This is a genomic window from Tautonia plasticadhaerens (genome assembly GCF_007752535.1).
GTDB classification, from domain to species: domain Bacteria; phylum Planctomycetota; class Planctomycetia; order Isosphaerales; family Isosphaeraceae; genus Tautonia; species Tautonia plasticadhaerens.
Map to the genome: position 1 here is coordinate 5,037,783 of NZ_CP036426.1, position 19,796 is coordinate 5,057,578.

The window sequence follows — 19,796 nt, forward strand, 5'->3', positions numbered from 1 at the left end:
AACAACGACCGTGCGACGAGGTCGAGCCGATCGCCCGGAAGTCCCGAAAGTCCAGGGGCGCCCCGAGATCGCGACCGACGCGGGACCCCTGCGCCCCCTGCGAGCCGATTTATGGGCCGCCCGTGACCGTCGACGAGCCGATCGCGGAACGATGCTCGGGGCGGCTCCGGGTGGAGGTGTTCGCCTACCCCGACGCCGAGGGCAAGGGCCCCTTCCTGCCGCAATATCCGTCCCTGGGCGGCGTCACGGTCGACTTCGTTCAGGTCGACACGGGCGCCTCCGACTCTCAGATGATCGACTTGAACGGCTCCACATGGGACCTGATTCAGGGCTGCTACACGGTGTCCGCGCGGCCGACGGCCGGCTACGACCCCCAGAAGACCACCTATTTCGCTTCCGAGGGCAAGGACGACCAACAAATCCACCCCGGGGAGGCGGTCCTGGTCGCGACGGGTCGGGAGACGCTGGTGCGGATCGGGCTGGTGCCCGAACCCTCGCCCGTCGAGGTCCGCGTCTATCTCACCACCGGCCGCGAAGCCAACTCGGAATGCCGATGGCCCATCCACAAGGCCAGGATCGACGTCGATCAGTGCGGGAGGAGGATCGACTGCAACCCCACCGATGAGGACGGTCGGGTCCAGTTCTCGCTCAATTCGACCGAAGCGACAATCCTCAAGCTCAAGCAGACGCAACGGATCCAGGGGCGCGTGTACCGCCTCAGCGGCCCGTCGGAAGTTCGGGTCATGCCGAAGCCGGGGCAGACGTCCTACGTCGAGTTCGCCTACGCCCCGGCGACGGCCAGGATCCGCGTCGATGCGTTCTACGACCCACCGGCCGGTTCGGGCCAGTCGAAATCCCGCGTCTCCAAGGTAGAGTTCGCCCTGGTCGCCGCCGGGGCCGAGGGCGGGGGGAAGAAGGGATGGCTCCGGACCGGCACGTCCGGGGGCGGGCCGGTCGTCTTCGATGACCTCGACGAGACCTCCTATACGATCGAGGCCGTCTCCTGGCCCCCGGAGCACAAGGGGAGGCCGATCGCCCCCTCCGATCCGGCCGGCAGGCGCCAGACGGTCCTGGCGAGCGTCGACGACTCGGCCGTCGTCGAGTTCCTGTTCGGGCCCCTCCTCGGCCGCGTACAAGGTGTCGTTCACGGCGACGAGGGTGGCCTGGAAGGCGTCCCGCTCGTCCTCATCGCGGAGGACGGGGCCAGGTTCGATGCCGTGAGCGGGCCCGACGGCCTTTACGTCTTCGAGGGGGTGCCCCCGGGCCCGGTCGAGGTCGACCCGAGGGACTCGAAACTCGAACTCCGCGATGCCACCTGGATCCTGGTCGAGCGGGACGAGGCGGCCGAATCGGCCAGCCATTCCGGCAACGGCACCGGGCGGGACGGGTCGGACGGCAGCGGCGGGCACTCGCATCGGCGAACCCTCCGCGTGGCGGCCTCCCGGACGGCCCACGGCCCGGACTTCCGCTTCAAGCGGGACCTGCCCCGCATCATCGGCGACATCGTTGACGAGCAGGACCGCGCGATCCCCTACGCCGAGGTGCTCATCTTCGACCAGTCCGGCCGGAACGAGCTGGATCGGGTCTTCTGCGACGAGCACGGCAAGTTCGTCTGGGTCGCGCCGCGATCGGGCGACTACCTCGTCACGCCCCGCTTCCGGGGCTCGGGCGAGGTCGCGACCAGGACCCCCGTCAAGGTCCGGTCGGATGCCTTCGTCCGCCTCAAGGCCCGCTCGTACCGCCCCCCGGGCGACGAACCGCCCCCGGGCCGGGGCCACGGCGAGCTGGCCGGCAACGTCGCCGACATCACCACCTTCCCGCTCCAGATCGACGGGATCCGCCACGCGGCGATGCCCTCGGGTTCGACGGCATCCTCGGCCGGGGCCCCGATGGCGCCGATGAGCCGGCTGGTCGGCGACACGATCCGCCAGGTCCTCGGCTGGCAGCCGCGCCCCGACGACCCGAAGGGCTTCACCGGCGCCCTGAAGCAGTCCTTCACCTGCGTCGAGGAGGACGGGACGAGCGTCTGCAAGTGGACCCCGCGGACCTACGCCGTCCACACCGACCTGTCGGGCGGCATCGCCGGCCCGCAGGCCAGCCTGCACATCCGCGCCAAGGACGCCCTGGACAAATTCCTGCCGCTGCTCAAGGGCCTCAATCCCCTCCGGCTGAACGCCGACGACGAGGATGTCGAGGCGCTGCGATCGGCCGTCGAGATCCAGGCCTCCGCCCTCATCTCCGAGCTCGGCCAGCCGGGAGGCCCGCGCGTCCCCCGCGTCGACCAGATCTTCCGGACCCTGCTCGGCATCGAAGACAGGATCACCGACCCGTCCGAGGTCGGCGGCCTGATGCAGGTCATCCGCGACGAGCTCGGCCTGAAGGACGAGCTGGTCAACACCGTCGAGGAGGAGCGGAACGTCACGAATTACTTCATCATGGTCGACTACCTGACCGGCTTGCGGCAGAGCTGGACGATCAACCGGTCCTACTTCGACCGCTCGGGCGAGGCACAGCCGTTCTTCGGCACGCAGCTGGTGCTGCTGTCGCGGTCGCTCTCGGTGGTCGCCGAGTCGGTCGAGGAGCTGCGGTCGACCTTCGACAGCGTCTTCATCGGCCCGGCCGAGCGGCAGACGCTCGAGATCGCCTTCCCCTCCACCGTCTCGCCGCCCGGCGGCCCGACCGCGGCCGTGATCGGCACCCGCGCGATGATCCTGGAGGATCTGCTGCGGTGGGTCGCCGACTTCGCGGCCCACGAGGGGCCGCGGTACATTCAGGACGGCGGCAAGTTCGCCGTCAGGAACGCCTTCCTGCCGATCGTCGAGACGCTCAGGAACCTGGCCTTCGGCGCCCTCTCCCCGGCGAACGAGCAGGCCCTGCCGCGGGGCTACTCGACCACGCGGGTCAAGCGTGCGATCAAGGAGCTGGCGCTGCACCTCAACGAGCTGCACCGGCTGGCCGAACCGCTGAACCATACCATCCCGTCGCAGAGCTAGGGGCCCGCACCGACCCCGTGACCTCCCCGGATGCGAGGAGCCTCAGAGATGGCGACCGAACGCGACTATCAGGATCTCTACGACCGCATCGCGGCGCTGCGGCAGGCGGTGGCGGGCCAGCTCGCGGGCGACCTCGTGCAGAACCCGGGCCTCGGCGACGCCCTGGTCCAGCAGATCGACGCCATGCTCCGATCGGTCGAGGAGGCCGACGCCAAGGAGCCGCCACCGCCGGACAAGGGCCTCGCCCAGCTCGCCGGCATCGGCCCCGATGCGGCCGCCGAGCTCGGCCAGACTCGGCTCCCGCCCGGCGTCAAGGCCTACGACGAGACCGTCACCTCCGAACGGCTGATCGCCGTCGGCGACCTGTATTATTTGTATCAACATGAGCGGATCGGGGTCTTCCGCGTCGTCCAGAAGCTCAAGGAACTCTTCCGCGCCGGCGCCGTCCGGCTCTCGGCGGGGCCCGGGGCCTTCGCGCTGTACCAGTTCGACCGCCGCGAGGTCCTGAGATTCACCCGACGCGAGCGGCTGGGCGCCTACCGCCGCGTCCTCGGCTACGGCTCGGCCGCGGTCCCCGCCGGGGCGCGGCCCAACGCCGAGTTCCATACGATGTTCAGCCACTTCGTCAACCAGATCGTCCTCTACTGGCGCGACAAGCGCATCTCGGACGTGATCCGCGAGCGCGCCTACGACCCGAGCTTCGGCAGCGTCTCGATCGTCCGCCGCGCCGGGCTGGATCTGCGCAACAACCTGAAGTTCACCTCCTACGGCAACCTCAACGTCCTCCGCGTCGAGGTCATGCAGCTGCTCGACGAGGCGTTCCGGATCCTCGGCTCCGACGACGTCAAGCGCCTCTTCGGCGCCGACAACGCCTGGGACGTGGTCGAGGAGGTGCTCGTCCGCTACTTCAACGAACGCCTGGTCACCTCGCCCCGCCAGCGGATGGCCGTCGCCGGCCGGGAGATCCTCCGCTGGCTCGCCCAGCCGCACATCCTCCAGTCGGCCCGCGCCCAGTTCGAGGCCCTGCTCCTCCAAGTCGCCGAGTACGCCGAGGAATGGCTCACCAGCGCCCAGGCCCTCGGCCTCGCCCGCCGCGTCACCACCGACCGGGTGGCCCCCTTCGGCCGCCCGGCATCCGGCGCGGTTCGGACCGTCCCCGATCGGGCGACCCTCCGGGCCGAACGCGAGTTCGAGTTCGAGATGTGAGGGGCGACGGGCATCGAATCGGCGCCGGGACGGCCCCCGGGACGACGGCCCGATCGAACCCCGCCCGCCCGGGGCTTCCCGACGCGTTCAAGCCTGCTGATGGTTACGGAAGGGGGTGGGACATGTCGATCGCCGATCGGAGGCTGGATGCGGAACTCGATCGGCTCCTGGCCCGGGCCGGCGAGGCGTTCATTCGCACGCCGCTCGCGCCGCCCTACCGGGGACCGCTCCCATTGACCCGGGCGAGCCAGGCCCCCGCCGCGCGAGGGGTGTATCGCATCTACCGCGCCGGGATTCTCGTCTACCAGGGCGAGACGGCCGATATCCGCCGCCGACTCCTACAGCACCTCCTCTGCCTGACTCACCTGCGGATCACGCCGGCACCTTACACGTTCCGCTACGGGCTGATGCCCCGGAGCACGCCCAGGACACGTCGGATCATCGAGCGGAGGGCGATCGAGAACAATCGCCGCCTCCTCCCGCAGCAGCGGGAATGGGAGCTCACCTCGGCGTTCTATTGATCCCGACCGCGCCGAGCCGTCGACCCGGAGCCGTCGGATGGATGACGCCGTGGCCCGTGCCCTGGCCTACGCGAAGGCCGCTCGGCCTGGCTTCGTCGCCCAGTTGAAGGACTTCGTCCGCATCCCGTCCGTCAGCGCCGATCCCCGCCACGCCGCCGACGTGCGGCGGTGTGCCGACTGGCTGGCCCGGGACCTCCGCCGGATCGGGATGCCGCGCGTCCGGGTCATCGCCACGCCGCGGAACCCGATCGTCTACGCCGACTGGCTCGGCGCCCCGGGCCGGCCGACCGTCCTGATCTACGGCCATTACGACGTCCAGCCCGCCGATCCCCCGGACGCCTGGCGGACGCCCCCCTTCGAGCCGACCGTGCGCGGCGACGATCTCTTCGGCCGGGGGGCGAGCGACGACAAGGGGCCGCTGTTCGCGCACGTCAAGGCCCTGGAGTCCTTCCTCCGCACCCGCGGCACACCGCCGGTCAACATCCGCTGCCTCTTCGACGGCGAGGAGGAGATCGGCAGCCCCAACCTCGTCCCCTGGTTGGCGCGGCACCGCCGCGCCCTGGCGTCCGACCTCGCCGTGATCTCCGACACCCGGATGCTCGGGCCAGACCGGCCGGCGATGACCTATTCGCTGCGCGGCTCGCTCGGCCTGGAGCTGGAAGTCCGCGGGCCGCGTCGCGACCTGCACTCCGGCGCCTTCGGCGGCGCTGTGCACAACCCGCTCCAGGCCCTCTGCGAGATCCTCGCCCGCCTGCACCACCCCGACGGCCGCGTCGCGGTCCCCGGCTTCTACGACCGCGTCCGCCCCGTCGGCCCAGACGAGCGGTCCTTCATGGCCCGTCGCGGCCCGAGCGACGCCCGCATCCTCCGCGACGCCGGGGTCGATCGTCCCTGGGGAGAGCCCGGCTATTCGCTCCACGAGCGGACGACCATCAGGCCCGCGTTGACGATCAACGGCCTGTCCGGCGGCTACCAGGGCCCCGGCGGGAAGGCCGTTATTCCGGCCTCGGCCGTCGCCAAGGTCGGCATCCGCCTAGTCCCCGACCAGGACCCGGGCGAAATCTCGCGGCTCGTCCGCCGCCATATCGCTCGCCTGGCTCCGCCGACAGTCCGGGTCGCCGTCCGAACGCTCCAACGGGCCCGGCCCGTGCACCTCGTCCACCGCCATCCCGGCTTTCAGGCCGCTGCAATCGCCTATCGTCGCGGGTTCGGGACTGTGCCTGTGCTCCTCCGCTCCGGGGGGACGATTCCCGTGGTCGATGCGCTCCAGTCCATCCTCTGCACCCCGTGCATTCTGATGGGATTCGCGCTGCCCGACGACCGGATGCATGCGCCCGACGAAAAGCTCCATCTCCCCACCTTCGGCCGCGCGATCGCGACCTGTATCCATTTCCTAGCCGAGGTCCCCGTGTCGCTGTCATATAACGAAATACATTAAAATTGTATCATATTGGCAAATTAAGCTGTAGAGTCTAGGAGTGGCGCGGTGGCTGATGCTCCGTTTCCACTCCCCGCTCATCGAACCGGACGGGCGGGTTTCCCGCATCCGGCTCTCAGACAAGAACTCATGCGTTAGCCCACGGAAAGCTTCGAGGACGGTCGCTAAAGCGGATGAGGCCGAATTCGTCATGCGTAGCCGTTCACGGCCCATTGTTGCGTCTGTTGCGTGATGGCGGTAGAACGGCGGCATGAAGGATCAGCCGCCGATCGACCAACCGCTCTGGGATGGCTTGCCGGCCGAGGCACGGGCGGCCGTCTCGGCATTGGTCGATTCCTACGAGCGGTGGCTCGCCGAGCTGGAGCAGCGGCTGGGCAGGAACTCCACCAACTCCTCCAGGCCGCCCTCCTCCGATCCCCCGTCACTCAAGCGGCGGCGTCCGCCGGCCCCTCACTCGGGCAGGAAGCGGGGTGGGCAGCCCGGCCACCGCCGACACGTCCGCCCCCTGGTCCCGCCCGAGCGACTCCGGCAGGTCGTCGAATGCAGGCCGCCGTCCTGCCGCCGGTGCGGCGACGCCCTCGCCGGCGACGACCCCGAACCGATCCGGCATCAGGTCGCCGAGGTGCCGCCGATCCAGCCCGTGGTCGATGAGTACCGGCTCCATCGCCTGAAGTGCCCCCGCTGTCGCACCACCACCTGTGCGAAGCTGCCTCCGGGTGTGCCCATCGGGGCGTTCAGGCCACGGTTGCGGGCCGCCCTGAGCGTCCTGGCGGGGGCCTACCGCCTCGGCAAGCGCCCGATCCGGCAACTCGCCTGCGACCTGCTCGGCCTGTCGATCTCCGCCGGGGTGATCTGCCGCCTGGAGCGGCAGTGGGCCGCCGAGTTGGAAGCCCCGGTCGAGGGGCTCCGAGAGCATGACCGCGCCGCCGCCTCGGCCCACATCGACGAGACCTCGTGGTGGCAGGGCCGGGACAAGATGTGGCTGTGGGCGGCCATCACCAAAGGGGCGACGGGCTTCACCATCGCCAAGTCCCGGGGGGCTGCGGTCGCCAAGGCCATGCTGGGGACCGATCGCCGCAAGGTGGTCATCAGCGATCGGTTCAAGAGCTACGCCTGGGTCAAGCGTCGCCAGTTCTGCTGGGCCCACCTCCGCCGGGATTTCCAGGCGATGATCGACCGGGGCGGCGAGGCGGGCGAGGTCGGCCGGCGGTTGCTCGACCGCTCCGACGCCCTGTTTCGGTGGTGGCATCGGGTGCGGGACGGGACGCTGGCCCGGTCGAGCTTCCGGCTCTATGTCTCGTGGCTGCGGGACTGCCTGCGGGACGACCTGCGTCGGGGGCTGGGGTGCGGCTGCGCTCAGACGGCGGCGACGTGCCGGGAGTTGCTGGCCGGCGAGACGCACCTCTGGACGTTCGTGCGAGTCGAGGGGATCGAGCCGACGAACAACCACGCCGAGCGTGCACTGCGGCACGGGGTGATCTACCGCAAGCTCAGCGGCGGGACCGACAGCGAGTCGGGGAGCCGGTTCGTGGAGCGGATGCTCTCGGTGTTGGCGACCTGCCGCCAGCAGGGAATGAATGTGCAGGACTACCTCACCCGAGCCTACCGGGCGCATCTCGACGGCGGTACAGTCCCGTCGCTCATCCCGGCTGCCCCACCCATTGCGCCGGCCTGACGGGACGACGAGTTGCCGCTCAGCGAGCCAAGGCCGGCATTGGGGGCGTGAACGGCTACTGTTGGATCGACCTTGATACCAGGACCGAGGAGCGCCGTCATGAGAGCAGCGTCGACGGGGTTCGCATGGCTTCTCCCGCTGGTCGGCCAGATCGCCCTGGCGCAATCCGCCCCGGCTCAGGACGCCCCGGCCGAGCCCGCGCCGGCCGTGGAGGCCTTCAAGCCGGCGTCCTCCAACCAGGGCGGCAAGGAGTATCCCCAGGTCAACTCCGAGGGCCGCGCCCGATTCCGCATCGTCGCCCCCGAGGCCCGGAGCGTGCGGGTGCCCGAGTGGGGCGGGATCGACCTGACCAAGGGCGAGGACGGCGCCTGGGTCGGCACCACGCGCCCCCTGGACGAGGGGTTCCACTACTACCGGATCAACATCGACGGCGCCGACGTCCCGGACCCCGGCAGCAAGCCCTTCTACGGGGCCGGCCGCTGGGGCAGCGCCATCGAGATCCCCGCCGAGGACCAGGACTTCTATGCCGTCGAGGACGTCCCGCACGGCCAGCTCCGCGAGGTCCTCTACCACTCCGAGAGCACCGACGCCACGCGCCGCTGCTTCGTCTACACGCCTCCCGGCTATGACGAGGACACCAGTAAGCGGTACCCGGTGTTGTATCTCCAGCACGGCGCGTTCGAGGACGAGACCGGGTGGGGGAATCAGGGACGCGCGAACCTGATCATGGACAACCTGATCGCGGCGGGCGAGTCGAAGCCGTTCATCATCGTGATGGACAACGGCGGCAACAACTTCGCCGGCGGGCCCCGGCGTGGCGCCCCCCCCGCCCCCGGCGGCGCCGGCGGCCGGCCCCCCGGGCGCCCGAGGTTCGACTTCTCCGGCTTCGCGAAGATCATGACCGACGAGCTGATCCCCTTCATCGACGCCCACTTTCGCACGATCGCCGACCAGCCGCATCGGGCCATGGCGGGGCTGTCGATGGGCGGGGCGCAGACCCGGCAGATCACCCTGGCCAACCTCGACACGTTCTCGCACATCGGGCTCTTCAGCGGCGGCAGCATCGCGGCGGACGATCCGGCGCTGGCCGACCCGGAGGCCTTCAAGGAGAAGGTCGAGGTGCTGTTCGTCAGCTACGGCAGCAGGGAGAACACCGCCGCCGCGAAGGCGAACCACGAGGCCCTGGAAGCGGCCGGCATCGTGAACACCTACTACGAATCGCCCAACACGGCCCACGAGTGGCAGACCTGGCGGCGGAGCCTCTACCGGTTCGCGCCGCTGCTGTTCCGGGACTAAGCACGTGGACGGGGTTACACTTCATACCCACGATTCGAGGGTTCAGTGGCCTCATGGGCCGGTCGACAGCCGGAAAGACGGCTAATCCGGCCGCTCGTCCGCGACGGCTGCTCACCCGAGAGTTGAAGGACAACCGAGGCCAGGTGCTTAGCGGCACTTCCGGCCCGCGCCGGTTCGCCGACGCCACCCGACCAGGAGCGAGCGATGTTGCGTCACCGATCCCTCCGGGATGGCCGAGGCCCGTCCCTCCTCCGACGCCTCGGGGTCGCGGCGCTGATCCTGCTCGGGGGCCGGTCGTCGGGGGCGGCCGACTCGGCCGCCCCCGACGACGACTTCGTCATGGACCATTGCTGGCGTTGCCACGACGGCGCGATCGACGAGGACCGGCTCGACCTGACGGCGCTGGCCTTCGAGCCGGACGATCCCGCCAACCTCGCCGTCTGGATCAGGGTCCACGACCGCGTGAAGGCCGGCGAGATGCCGCCACGGGGCGAGGAGCGGCCCGACCCCGCCCGGCGGGAGGCCTTCGTCGAGGGCCTGGCGCGGTCGATCGTCGCCGCGGAGCGGGCGGCCCTGGCCGGCGAGGGCCGGGCGGTCCGGCGCCGGCTGAATCGCCACGAATATGAGAATGCCCTGCGCGACCTCCTCGGGGTCCCCTGGGCCCAGGTCGCCGACCGGCTGCCCGAGGACGGCGAGGCCCATCACTTCAACAAGAGCGGCGAGGCGCTCGACGTCTCGTACCTCCAGGTCACGCGGTTCATGGACTCGGCCGACTACGCGATGCGGCTGGCGATGGCGAGGCACGTCGAACCGGCGGCGAGGGCGACCCTCAGGCTGTACGCCCGCGACGAGCGGAGCCTGCGCAACTGGTGGCCCCGCGAGAACGGGACCCTGCCCGACCGGCTGTCGTTCCCCGTGCTCGACGCCCACGCCCAACCGGACGTCCGCGCCGACCGCGCCCCGGCGACCAGCCCGGAGACGCGCGACCGCGAGGCGGTCGGCAAGGTCTCGAGCAGCTTCAGCGACGCCGGCGGCTACGGGTGGAACGGCTGGCGGGCGCCGGCCGCGGGGCGCTACCGGGTCCGGGTCGCCGGCTACACGATCTGGGTCGCCGGGGGCGGGGTGGCGCGCTGGTTCTTCGAGGGCCAGGGGGACGAGAAGGCGCCGGTGTATCACACTCTCCTGTGGCACCGCCCGAACCTGGACGAGGTCTACCCCGGCCGGCGCGACGAGCCGATCGCCGTGTACGCGCAGGGGGGTGGCCAGACCCGCCCGGTCGGGGCCGTCGACTTCACGCCGGAGCCGACGGTCGGCGAGATCGAGGTCTTCCTGCGGCCGGGCGAGTCCCTGCGGACCGACGGCTCCCGGCTCTTCCGCACGAGGGTCAGCGGCACCGACGAGCAGTACGTCAACCCCCTCGCGACCGAGGACGGCATGCCCGGCTACGCCATCCAGTGGGTCGAGGTTGACGGCCCGCTGAACGACGACCCAACCGGCGGATCGGGCTATGAACTGCTGTTCGGCCGGCTGCCGCTGATGCCCACGGAGGACCCGCGGGTGGGAGTCCCGCTGGAGCTCGTCGCGGACACGTCGGCCGGCGAGCGACGCGGGCCGCCGGGTTTCGGCCGCGCCGCGACGCGCGAGGTGCTCCATGAGGTCCGGTCCGATGCGCCCCGGGAGGACGCCGAGCGGCTCCTGCGGGCGTTCCTGGCGCGGGCGTATCGCCGGCCGGTCGCCCAGGCCGACGTCCAGCGACTCCTGCGGCTCTTCGACGACCAGTTCGGACAGGGCTCCGGCTTCGGCCGGTCCCTGCTCTCGGCCTACACGGCCGCCCTGGCGTCGCCGGGCTTCGTGTTCGTCGACGAGGCGCCGGGCCGGCTCGACGACCACGCCCTGGCCACGCGGCTGTCGCTGTTCCTCTGGAATTCGACCCCCGACGAGACGCTCCGAGAGCTGGCCGACCGCGGCGAGCTGGGCGGGCCCGAGGTCCTCCGCGCCCAGGTCGAGCGGCTGCTCGACTACCCGAAATCACGGCGATTCGTCGATGCGTTCACCGATTCCTGGCTCGACCTCCGCAAGATCGACGACACGGCGCCGTCGACGACGCTCTACAACGATTACGAGCTCGACGACCCGCTGAAGCTGGCCGCGGTCGAGGAGACGCGGCTCTTCTTCGCCGAGCTGCTGCGCGCCGACCTGCCGTCGCGCAACGTCGTCGATTCGGAGTTCACCATCCTCAACGAGCGGCTCGCCGAGCATTACGGCATCCAGGACGTCTCCGGCGTCCGGTTCCGCAGGGTGACGCTGCCGGCCGACAGCCGCCGCGGGGGCGTGATGACCCAGGCCAGCGTCCTGAAGGTGACGGCCAACGGCACGACGACCTCGCCGGTGCTGCGCGGGCACTGGATCACCGAGCGGATCCTGGGCCTGGAGACGCCGCCCCCGCCGCCGACGGTCAAGGCCGTCGAGCCCGACATCCGCGGCGCCGTGACGATCCGCCAGCAGTTGGAGAAGCACCGCGCCAACGTGAGCTGCGCCTCCTGCCATCGCACGATGGACCCGCCGGGCTTCGCGTTGGAGAGCTTCGACGTGATGGGCGGCTATCGCGAGCGGTATCGGGCGGTGTCCGCCGACGCGCCCCCGGTCCGGGGCTTCGGCTTGAACGGGCAGGCCTTCGCGTTCCATGACGCCCTGCCGGTCGACTCGGCCGGCACGCTCCCCGACGGCCGCCCGTTCCGGGACGTGCGTGAGTTCAAGGCGCTGCTCGTCGAGGATGAGAGGCCGATCGCGAGGAACCTGGCCCGGCAACTGACGATCTTTGCCACCGGCGCCCCGGTTCGGTTCTCCGATCGCGAGGAGATCGAGCGGATCCTCGACGCGGCGGAGCCCGGCCGTTACGGCGTGCGCAGCATCGTCCACGCGATCGTGCAGAGCGACCTCTTCCGCAACAAGTAGGGAAGGCAGGCCATGAGACCGCAATCCGGGTCGAGACTCCGGGCCCCCTTCGCGTCGCTGCGGCGGCCGATCCCGCGCCGGCGGTTCCTCCGCGGCGCGGCCGTGGCGATGGCGCTGCCCCTCCTGGAATCGATGGCCGCACCGTTCGCGCGGGCGGCCCACGGCCCGGAGCCGCGGCGGATGTTCTGCATCTGCAACAACCTCGGCGTCCTGCCTGGGCCGTTCTTCCCCGAGGATGAGGGCGCGGGCTACACCCCGACGCCGTATCTGAAGCTCCTCGACGAGCACCGCGCCGACTTCACCGTGCTCAGCGGCGTGTCGCACCCGTTCGTCGACGGCGGGCACCCGTCGGACGTCAGCTTCCTGACCGCGGCCCCGCACCCGGCCAGCAGCTCGTTCCGCAACTCGATCTCGCTCGATCAGGTCGTGGCCGAGCGGATCGGGACGCTCACGCGGTTCCCCTCGCTCACCCTGGCCGTCAACGGCGGCCGCAGCCTCTCGTGGACCCGCGCCGGCGTGGCGATCCCGCCGGAGGGCCGGGCGTCGGAGGTGTTCCGGCAGCTCTTCCTGCAGGGGACGCCCGCCGAGGTCGAGCGGCAGATCCGCGAGATCGACACGGGGCGGAGCATCCTCGACGTCGTCGCCGAGCAGGCCAGGGACCTCCGGCGGGACCTCGGCGCGCGCGACCGGGCGCGCCTCGACCAGTACGAGTCCGGCGTGCGCGACCTGGAGCACCGGCTCCAGGAGTCGCGCGGCTGGGCCGACCGGTCGAAGCCGAAGGTCGACATCCCCCCCCCGATCGACCCGGCCAGCCCGGCGCAGTACATGGCCCGGGTGCAGGTCATGTACGACCTCGCGCGCCTGGCCTTCGAGACCGACTCGACCCGGGCGATCACCCTGATGCTCAACAGCGTCGGCACGCCGGTCGTGCAGATCGACGGCGCCACGATCACCGACAGCTACCACAACCTCTCACATCACGGGATGGCCGACTAGAAGCTGTCACAGCTCAAGGTGATCGACGAATGGCACATGCGGCTGCTCGCCGACCTGTTCCGGTCCCTGAAGTCCGCCATGGAGGGCGGCGCGACGCTGCTGGACCGCACGATGGTCCTGTACGGCTCCAACCTCGGCGACGCCAACGCGCACTCGACGACGAACCTGCCGACGCTCCTCGCCGGCGGGGGCTTCCGGCACGGCCAGCACCTGGCCTTCGACCGCGGTCGGAATTATCCGCTGCCGAACCTCTTCGTCACGATGCTCCAGCGGTTGGGGATCGACGAGGCCCGCTTCGGACCCTCGACGGGCACGATGCGCGGATTGGAGATGCTCTGAGCCATGACGCACGCCCGAACGATCGTCCTGGCGATCCTCGGGGGCCTGGGGGCGCCCGCCGCCGCGGCCCCCGCCGATGGCCCGGTGATCATCACCTTCGACGAGGCGGAGACCGGCAGGCCGATGCCGAGCTATGAGGCTCAGGGCGTCGTGTTCGCCCCGGCGCACCCGCCGGCGAAGAGCCGCGCCGCCGGGAGGGTGATGTTCTTCCCGCACCTGAAGACGCCGCGGAAGGGCATCCTCAACGCGATGGCCGACGAGTCGATCCCGGTCGAAGCCCGCTTCCCGGAGCCGGCGACGGGCGTCACCCTCGTCCTCTGGGGCTCGATCGGCAGCGCGGCGGTCGTCGAGGCGTACGACGCCGACGGCAACGTGGTGGACCGGGCGGCCCGGGACGCGGTGCCGACGCGGGCCGGCCCGGAGCAGCCGATCCCGAGCTTCGAGCTGACGGTCGAAGCCCCGGCGATCGCGTCCGTCCGCTTCTCGGGAGCGCCGCCGGGCGGCTACCTGGTCTGCGACGAGGTGCGCGTCACGCCGTCGGCCGACGCGGAGACGACCATCGACGGTGAGCCGACGGAGGTCGAGGCCGCGGCCGGGACGCTGCGGGAGGCCGCCGAAGGTCGGCTCCTCGTCGGCGCCGCGGTCATGTCCCGGCGGCTCGACGACCGGGGGCTGGCGACGCTCGTCGCCGAGCAGTTCAACTGCCTCACCGGCGAGAACGAGTTCAAGCCCGCGCCCATCCACCCGCAGCCGGACCGGTTCAACTTCGAGGGCGCCGACCGGATCGTCGCCTTCGCCCAGGCCCACGACATGGAGGTGATCGGCCACACCCTCTGCTGGCACAGCCAGTCGCCGCGCTGGATGTACCAGGGCCCCGACGGCGAGCCGCTGTCGCGGGACGAGGCGCTGCGGAACCTCGAGGGCCACATCGACGCGGTCATGGGGCACTTCAAGGGGAAGGTCGTCGGCTGGGACGTGGTCAACGAGGCGATCAGCGACGCGGGGGACGATCACCTGCGCAACACCCTGGCGCGCCGGGCGATCGGCCACGACTACATCGTCAAGGCGTTCGAGCTGGCCCACGAGGCCGACCCCGACGCCGAGCTGTACTACAACGACTACGACAACGAGCAGCCCGAGAAGCGCGAGAAGACGCTCCGCCTGATCCGCGAGCTGAAGGCCGCCGGCGTGCGCCTCGACGCGGTCGGGATGCAGTGCCATTTCCGGCTGGACGAGCCCGACGCGCCCGACCTGCTGGACCGGGCGATCGCGGCGTACGCGGCCGAGGGCGTGAAGGTCATGCTCACCGAGCTCGACGTGGACGTCCTGCCGCGCCGCACCCGCGGCGCCGACGTCGTCACCCGCGAGCGGGGCGGGGCCGACCCGTATCGGGACGGCCTGCCGCCCGAGGTCGCCGAGGCCCAGGCCCGCTACTACGCCCGGATCTTCGAGGTCGTCCGGAAGCATCCCGGCGTGGTCACGCGCGTCACCTTCTGGGGCACGCACGACGGGGCGTCCTGGCTGAACTCCTTCCCGGTGCGCGGCCGCACGAATCACCCGCTGCTCTGGGACCGGGACCTCGAGCCCAAGCCCGCCTTCGAGGCCGTCCTCGAGACCCTGGCCACGCCGGGACCGGGCCCGAGCGACCCCGCGGTGCCCGGAAGCCACTCCGAGGCAGGGCTCCCTCCGCAACCCTGAGGATCAGGGCAATGCGTGGGTGAAGTTAAGGGGAGTGTAACCCTGTCTCCAGCAGGCTTCGGTCCGAAACGCCGTGTACCCGCGTGCGACTCGCATCAATCCGGATAGTCGCACCAGGCGGCCCCGTGCCCCGACGGATTCTGTGGGCGCCCGGATCCGGCCGCGTCCGATCCTTATCCCTGTACTCGACGGACCGGTCCGGGGACGGACCCCGAACCGGTCGAGCGGCGGGCAAGGTGCAGCGGCGCGGAGGCCGACGCGATGCCGACGACCCTCAGGACGGCGGCCGAGGGCTACCTCCGCGCCAAGGCCCTCTCGCGAGTGACCCGCAACGAGTATCTCACGACCCTCCGGAAGTGGGAGGAGTGGGGCGCCGGCACGCCGATCGAGCAGCTCCAGCGTAGGGACATCAGAGTTCCTCGACCGGGTCCACGAGCAGGCCGTCAGGGACCAGGGGACCAACCCCGGCCGCACGGCCAACAAGGCCCGCGAGCACCTCCGCGCCATCCTCTCCTGGGCCTGGGAGCAGGAGCTGATCGAGGCGCTTCCCCGGTTCCCCGGGCCGAGGGACCAGCGCGACGTGGCCGGCCGCCACTACCTGACCAAGCCCGAGATCAACGCCTTGTACTTCGCCACCTACAAGATGGAGCGGCCGCGGGGCTGGGACGGCCCGCTGCCCGTCGGCCGGTACTGGCGCGCCGCCCTGGTCGTCTTCTTCAACTACGGCGTGGACACCGGGACCGTCTGGCCGTCGACGCCGGCCCACGAGCCGATCCTCTGGCGGCACGTCATCTGGGACCGGCAGTCGCCGGACCGGCAGGCCAAGGAGCAGTCGCCATGGGGCTGGCTGTTCTACCGCCGGGTGAAGACCGGCAAGGCGTTCTACCGGCCGATGAACCGGGTCGTACACGCGCACCTGCGGGGACTCATGCCGGACGACCCGCGGCCCGACGCGCCCGTGTTCCTCGGCGGCGGGGCCCGCCCCAACGCCCGTTTCCAGTTGCTGTGCGGCCTCGCCGGCATCAAGCCGAGGTTCGACGTCGAGACCGGTAAGGAGGAGCCCTGGGAGCTGAAAGACCTGAGAAAGACCTGCGCGACCTACCACGACGAGCACGTGCCGGAGTCGTCGGTGGAGATCCTCGGCCACTCGGTCGGCGGGATCACGTATCGCCACTACGCCCACCGGGCCCCGCTGGCCTTCCGGGCGATCATGACGCTGCCGCAGCCGTCGGCATTCTCGACCATCCTGAGGGGCAACGATGGCGAGTGCCCGTGCTGCCGGAGGCGGTTCGCCGACGCCGCCTGACGCGGCCGACCACGCCGAAGCAGGACATACACGCCAAGCCACGATCCTCTTTTCCGGTGATGGCAGACGCAGGCCTCTGGAGTTCCCATGTCCTGGTGGAAGATCAGGAACGAACGGACGACAGGAGCGGACTCCGACGCGAGGATGGCGCCCATCGCCTCGGACGAGCAAACCGCCTGCGCCTCGTAAGCCTCCCCGATCGACGATCAGGGGGATCCTTCCTGGCCGATCGTTCCTGGGGCTCCTTCGGGAGTCGGCGGGAGATCGCGAGATGCAGACTCCGCCTCCTTGTTGTCGTTCGGCTCGGGCGGGCTCGCCTCGGGGACCGGCGGCGGGGCGGGCATCATCGACGCGTCCATGTGCATGATCATTTCGAAATCTTCAGTGCGGTAGACCCAGACGGGGTCGCGGCCGAAGACGTAGTAGGTGGCGACGACGGAATCGTCGGGCTCTGCCAGCGAGAGCCGGGCCAGGAACCGCCGGTAGCCTTCGCCCTCATAGCCGGGGGTCTCGCCGAGGATGTCGAAGCGGAGCAGCCGCTGTCCGGGAGGTTGCTGTTGCTCGACGAACATGACCGGGCGGGTCGTCGTGGTCGTCCGCTCGACCTGAGGGTCGTCCTGCCAGGAGCGCAGGGCGGACTCGACGGCCCGGAGGGCGGCCTCCGGCTCGGGCAATTCGCGTCCCCGCTCGGCACGATGATCTGACCCGCAGGACGCGCACGAGAGGGCCGCCAGGCCGCTCAGCAGCCAGTCGATGACGGGGATTCGGCCCGAGCGTCTCCGCATCGGTCAACTCCTGCACGAGCTTCGGGCGTGGACTGGCTTCGGGCAAGCCCGGTCAGGGTCCCAGGACCGATCGAGCGGACTGCCGTCCGACGATTCGGGACTGATCTCGATTTTGCGCTGGCTGTCGTATCCCTGCCAGGGTATCTTTCATGTTGCATCCGTCTCGTTCGCCCGAGAAATCCACGCGCCCATCGGGCTGCCCCAAATCACATTGGCTTGATGTCGCTTCTCCGCCGCCTGCCGACCTCCGGATCGCTCGTCACCGCCCTGCTGCTCGTCAGCGGGATGTGGCTGGCCCCGTCGACATCGTGGGCGAGCTGCGGTCATTACGTCACCTCGAGGCTGTACGCCGACGGTACGTTGGGGATCGGCTTCGCGGGGCTCGACGCGGTCGAGGCTCCGATCAAGACGAGTCAGGATCCCACTTCCCCTGGGCGGCCCACCGCGCCCTGTGCCGGCCTCCGATGTTCGCAGGAGCGTCCCCTCCCCGGACCCGCGCCCCGGGTCGAGGCGCGGTCGAATCAGTGGGCGTGTCTCCACCTCCCGGCATCCAGCCTGCGGATGCCCTCCTCGCTCTTGCCCTCCGAGGACGACTGTCCACCCCCGTCCGATCGGGCCGACCGGCTCGAACGCCCTCCCCGGTGAATCGGCGACGACCTCGATTCGAGGGGCCGCTTGCTCCCCGTCCGGACCCGCGCCTCGCCCGGAGGTTCGCGGGTGGTGCCGCGGGGTGATGGGGGCTCCGAATCGCCCACAGCAAGCCCACGACCAGGCGGTCGGGACCTGCCGCAGGCCCCGACGCTCGGTGCCGGGTGATCGCGTGATGATCCCTCGGCACGACGGCCGTGGCGCGTCTCTTCGCGTCGTCCCGTCTCCATTCCCTGGGCACAGCCCCGTTCACTTCCCGGTCGGGAGGGATTATCCATGCGCGCACGCCGGAACGGCTTCACGCTGATCGAATTGCTCGTCGTCATCGCCATCATCGGCATCCTGATCGCCCTGCTCCTGCCCGCCGTCCAGGGGGCACGCGAGGCGGCGCGGCGGGCCCAGTGCACGAACAATCTCAAGCAGATCGGCATCTCCTGCCACAATTACGTCTCCACCTTCAACGTCTTGCCGTTCGGCAAGGGGCCTAGCTACGACCAGCTCATCCCGGGGACCCCGTTCTATGCCCGCTGGTCCAGCCACAGCCAGTTGCTGCTCTACATCGAGCAGGGCAACCTCTTCAACAGCATCAACTTCGAGCTCGCTCCGGAGACGCCCGGCATGGCCGGGGACGTCCCGTTCATGCCGCCGTATCAGAACACGAACCGGGCGAACGCCACCGCGTCGCGGACCCAGGTGTCGACGTTCCTCTGCCCCTCGGACGGTGGCCCGTTCGTCGACGGGTGGCCCGGGGGCAACAGCTACCTTGGCAACATGCAGACCTGGGCGTGTGACCTGGGAGACCGCAACCCGGCGGTGGTCGCCCCGGCCGAGAAGCCGCGCGGCGTCTTCTATTATTTGAGCGGGGTGAGCCTCGCGAGCATCACGGACGGGACGAGCAACACGGCCTTCTTCAGCGAGAAGATCCGGGGGACCGGTACGAGGGACGGCGACGCTCGTTCCGACTCCCTGATCACGGCATCGCCGACGACCCTGGACGAGACCTATCAGAACTGCACGTCCACGAACCCCCAGACGACCCCTCGCCTGACGATGGTCCAGGGCGCGAGCTGGGTGATGGGCGAGATGTGCTGCACACAGTACAACCACGTCTCGACGCCGAACACGGCCACCTGCGCGGGACTGGGCTTCGCCAACAACAGCATGGCCAACATGCCGATGCAGGTCCCGCCCTCGAGCGATCACCCGGGCGGCGTCAACACGCTCTTCGGCGACGGGACCGTCCGGTTCGTCAAGGACGGCGTCTCGCTCCAGACCTATCGCGCCCTGGGCACGCGGAATGGCGGGGAAACCGTCTCCGCGGACTCCTATTGAGGAGGCGCATCCGTATGCATAAGTCGAGAAAACCCGCGCGGCGAGCCTTCGTCTCCGCCGCGCTCCTCCTGGCCCTCGGCGCCGGGTGCGGAAGCGGCTCGGCCGCCGTCCCCTCCACGGATACCGCGCGCGATGCCCTCGACGCGGCGCTGACGGCCTGGACCCGGGGCGAGACGCCCGGCGAACTGGCCGGGACCGAAACGAGCGTGTTCGTCCACGACACGCCGTGGAGCCAGGGCCAGCGGCTGGCGTCCTTCGAGATCATCGAGGAATCCGAGGCCGAGGGCGCGGTCGCGGAGAAGCGGTTCACCGTCCGGCTCTCGCTGGCCCAGCCCGATCGCGCCGAGGAGGTCCAGTACCACGTGCTCGGCACCGATCCCCTGATGGTGTTCCGCGACGAGGACTATCAGCGGAACATCAACATGGTCAACGGCCCCAGCACCACCGCGCCCCCTTCGCGGGGGCAGCGGCCGAGATAACGCGGCTCCTGCCGATCCGACGCCCCGGGGCGACGTCTCGGGGCCATCGGTAGCTCAACAAGCCGCTGGCGTAACACCTCTCCAGTTCGGCCGACCGCGAGGGCGAGCGCCCCTTCACGATCGCCTGGG

General features: G+C 70.4%; 14 protein-coding genes. 13 read left to right on the top strand and 1 reads right to left on the bottom strand.

Annotated elements, in window-relative coordinates; genetic code table 11:
• Positions 1 to 122: 122 nt before the first annotated feature.
• The 11 genes from ElP_RS20130 (at position 123) to ElP_RS20175 (ending at position 16,423) form a co-directional block, all read left to right on the top strand.
• Positions 123 to 2,993, top strand: a complete 2,871-nt coding sequence (locus ElP_RS20130; RefSeq protein ID WP_145272315.1) for a carboxypeptidase-like regulatory domain-containing protein — start codon at positions 123 to 125, stop codon at positions 2,991 to 2,993.
• 48 nt (positions 2,994 to 3,041) lie between these two features.
• Positions 3,042 to 4,199 carry a hypothetical protein gene (locus ElP_RS20135; RefSeq protein ID WP_145272317.1) on the top strand — a complete coding sequence of 386 codons (1,158 nt, stop codon included), beginning with the start codon at positions 3,042 to 3,044 and terminating at the stop codon, positions 4,197 to 4,199.
• A gap of 122 nt (positions 4,200 to 4,321) precedes the next feature.
• A complete protein-coding gene (locus ElP_RS20140) occupies positions 4,322 to 4,720 on the top strand; it encodes a hypothetical protein (RefSeq protein ID WP_145272319.1) in 399 nt (132 codons plus the stop codon).
• 37 nt (positions 4,721 to 4,757) lie between these two features.
• Positions 4,758 to 6,158, top strand: a complete 1,401-nt coding sequence (locus ElP_RS20145; RefSeq protein ID WP_145272321.1) for a dipeptidase — start codon at positions 4,758 to 4,760, stop codon at positions 6,156 to 6,158.
• A gap of 250 nt (positions 6,159 to 6,408) precedes the next feature.
• Positions 6,409 to 7,833 (top strand): IS66 family transposase, encoded by a 1,425-nt coding sequence (tnpC, locus tag ElP_RS20150; protein ID WP_145272323.1) that lies wholly within the window; start codon positions 6,409 to 6,411, stop codon positions 7,831 to 7,833.
• 99 nt (positions 7,834 to 7,932) lie between these two features.
• Complete coding sequence (locus tag ElP_RS20155; protein ID WP_145272325.1) at positions 7,933 to 9,129, top strand: alpha/beta hydrolase; 1,197 nt, start codon at positions 7,933 to 7,935, stop codon at positions 9,127 to 9,129.
• Positions 9,130 to 9,333: 204 nt separating this feature from the next.
• Positions 9,334 to 12,084: a DUF1592 domain-containing protein gene (locus ElP_RS20160; RefSeq protein ID WP_145272326.1), complete on the top strand. Its 2,751-nt coding sequence runs from the start codon at positions 9,334 to 9,336 to the stop codon at positions 12,082 to 12,084.
• A 12-nt stretch (positions 12,085 to 12,096) separates the two neighbouring features.
• On the top strand, positions 12,097 to 13,080 hold the full coding sequence (locus ElP_RS20165) for a DUF1552 domain-containing protein (RefSeq protein WP_197446202.1): 984 nt from the start codon (positions 12,097 to 12,099) through the stop codon (positions 13,078 to 13,080).
• A gap of 36 nt (positions 13,081 to 13,116) precedes the next feature.
• The gene (locus ElP_RS38390; RefSeq protein WP_197446203.1) at positions 13,117 to 13,419 is read left to right on the top strand and encodes a hypothetical protein; all 303 of its coding nucleotides are present in this window, start codon (positions 13,117 to 13,119) and stop codon (positions 13,417 to 13,419) included.
• Positions 13,420 to 13,422: 3 nt separating this feature from the next.
• The gene (locus tag ElP_RS20170) at positions 13,423 to 15,117 is read left to right on the top strand and encodes an endo-1,4-beta-xylanase (RefSeq protein WP_145272328.1); all 1,695 of its coding nucleotides are present in this window, start codon (positions 13,423 to 13,425) and stop codon (positions 15,115 to 15,117) included.
• A gap of 580 nt (positions 15,118 to 15,697) precedes the next feature.
• Positions 15,698 to 16,423 carry a site-specific integrase gene (locus ElP_RS20175; RefSeq protein WP_145272330.1) on the top strand — a complete coding sequence of 242 codons (726 nt, stop codon included), beginning with the start codon at positions 15,698 to 15,700 and terminating at the stop codon, positions 16,421 to 16,423.
• A gap of 206 nt (positions 16,424 to 16,629) precedes the next feature.
• On the opposite strand, the gene ElP_RS20180 is transcribed toward ElP_RS20175, so the two are convergent.
• Entirely contained in the window at positions 16,630 to 17,208 is a 579-nt protein-coding gene (locus ElP_RS20180) for a hypothetical protein (RefSeq protein WP_145272332.1), read from the bottom strand.
• A gap of 924 nt (positions 17,209 to 18,132) precedes the next feature.
• On the opposite strand from ElP_RS20180, the gene ElP_RS20185 reads away from it, so the two are divergent.
• A complete protein-coding gene (locus ElP_RS20185; RefSeq protein ID WP_145278582.1) occupies positions 18,133 to 19,188 on the top strand; it encodes a DUF1559 family PulG-like putative transporter in 1,056 nt (351 codons plus the stop codon).
• A gap of 14 nt (positions 19,189 to 19,202) precedes the next feature.
• Positions 19,203 to 19,667 carry a hypothetical protein gene (locus ElP_RS20190; protein ID WP_145272334.1) on the top strand — a complete coding sequence of 155 codons (465 nt, stop codon included), beginning with the start codon at positions 19,203 to 19,205 and terminating at the stop codon, positions 19,665 to 19,667.
• Positions 19,668 to 19,796 lie beyond the last annotated feature (129 nt).

Coding starts and splice junctions, on each gene's coding strand:
- ElP_RS20135 (WP_145272317.1), top strand. CDS start 3,042: ATGGCGACCGAACGCGACTATCAGGATCTCTACGACCGCATCGCGGCG.
- ElP_RS20140 (WP_145272319.1), top strand. CDS start 4,322: ATGTCGATCGCCGATCGGAGGCTGGATGCGGAACTCGATCGGCTCCTG.
- ElP_RS20145 (WP_145272321.1), top strand. CDS start 4,758: ATGGATGACGCCGTGGCCCGTGCCCTGGCCTACGCGAAGGCCGCTCGG.
- tnpC (WP_145272323.1), top strand. CDS start 6,409: ATGAAGGATCAGCCGCCGATCGACCAACCGCTCTGGGATGGCTTGCCG.
- ElP_RS20155 (WP_145272325.1), top strand. CDS start 7,933: ATGAGAGCAGCGTCGACGGGGTTCGCATGGCTTCTCCCGCTGGTCGGC.
- ElP_RS20160 (WP_145272326.1), top strand. CDS start 9,334: ATGTTGCGTCACCGATCCCTCCGGGATGGCCGAGGCCCGTCCCTCCTC.
- ElP_RS20165 (WP_197446202.1), top strand. CDS start 12,097: ATGAGACCGCAATCCGGGTCGAGACTCCGGGCCCCCTTCGCGTCGCTG.
- ElP_RS38390 (WP_197446203.1), top strand. CDS start 13,117: ATGCGGCTGCTCGCCGACCTGTTCCGGTCCCTGAAGTCCGCCATGGAG.
- ElP_RS20170 (WP_145272328.1), top strand. CDS start 13,423: ATGACGCACGCCCGAACGATCGTCCTGGCGATCCTCGGGGGCCTGGGG.
- ElP_RS20180 (WP_145272332.1), bottom strand. CDS start 17,208: ATGCGGAGACGCTCGGGCCGAATCCCCGTCATCGACTGGCTGCTGAGC.
- ElP_RS20185 (WP_145278582.1), top strand. CDS start 18,133: ATGCGCGCACGCCGGAACGGCTTCACGCTGATCGAATTGCTCGTCGTC.
- ElP_RS20190 (WP_145272334.1), top strand. CDS start 19,203: ATGCATAAGTCGAGAAAACCCGCGCGGCGAGCCTTCGTCTCCGCCGCG.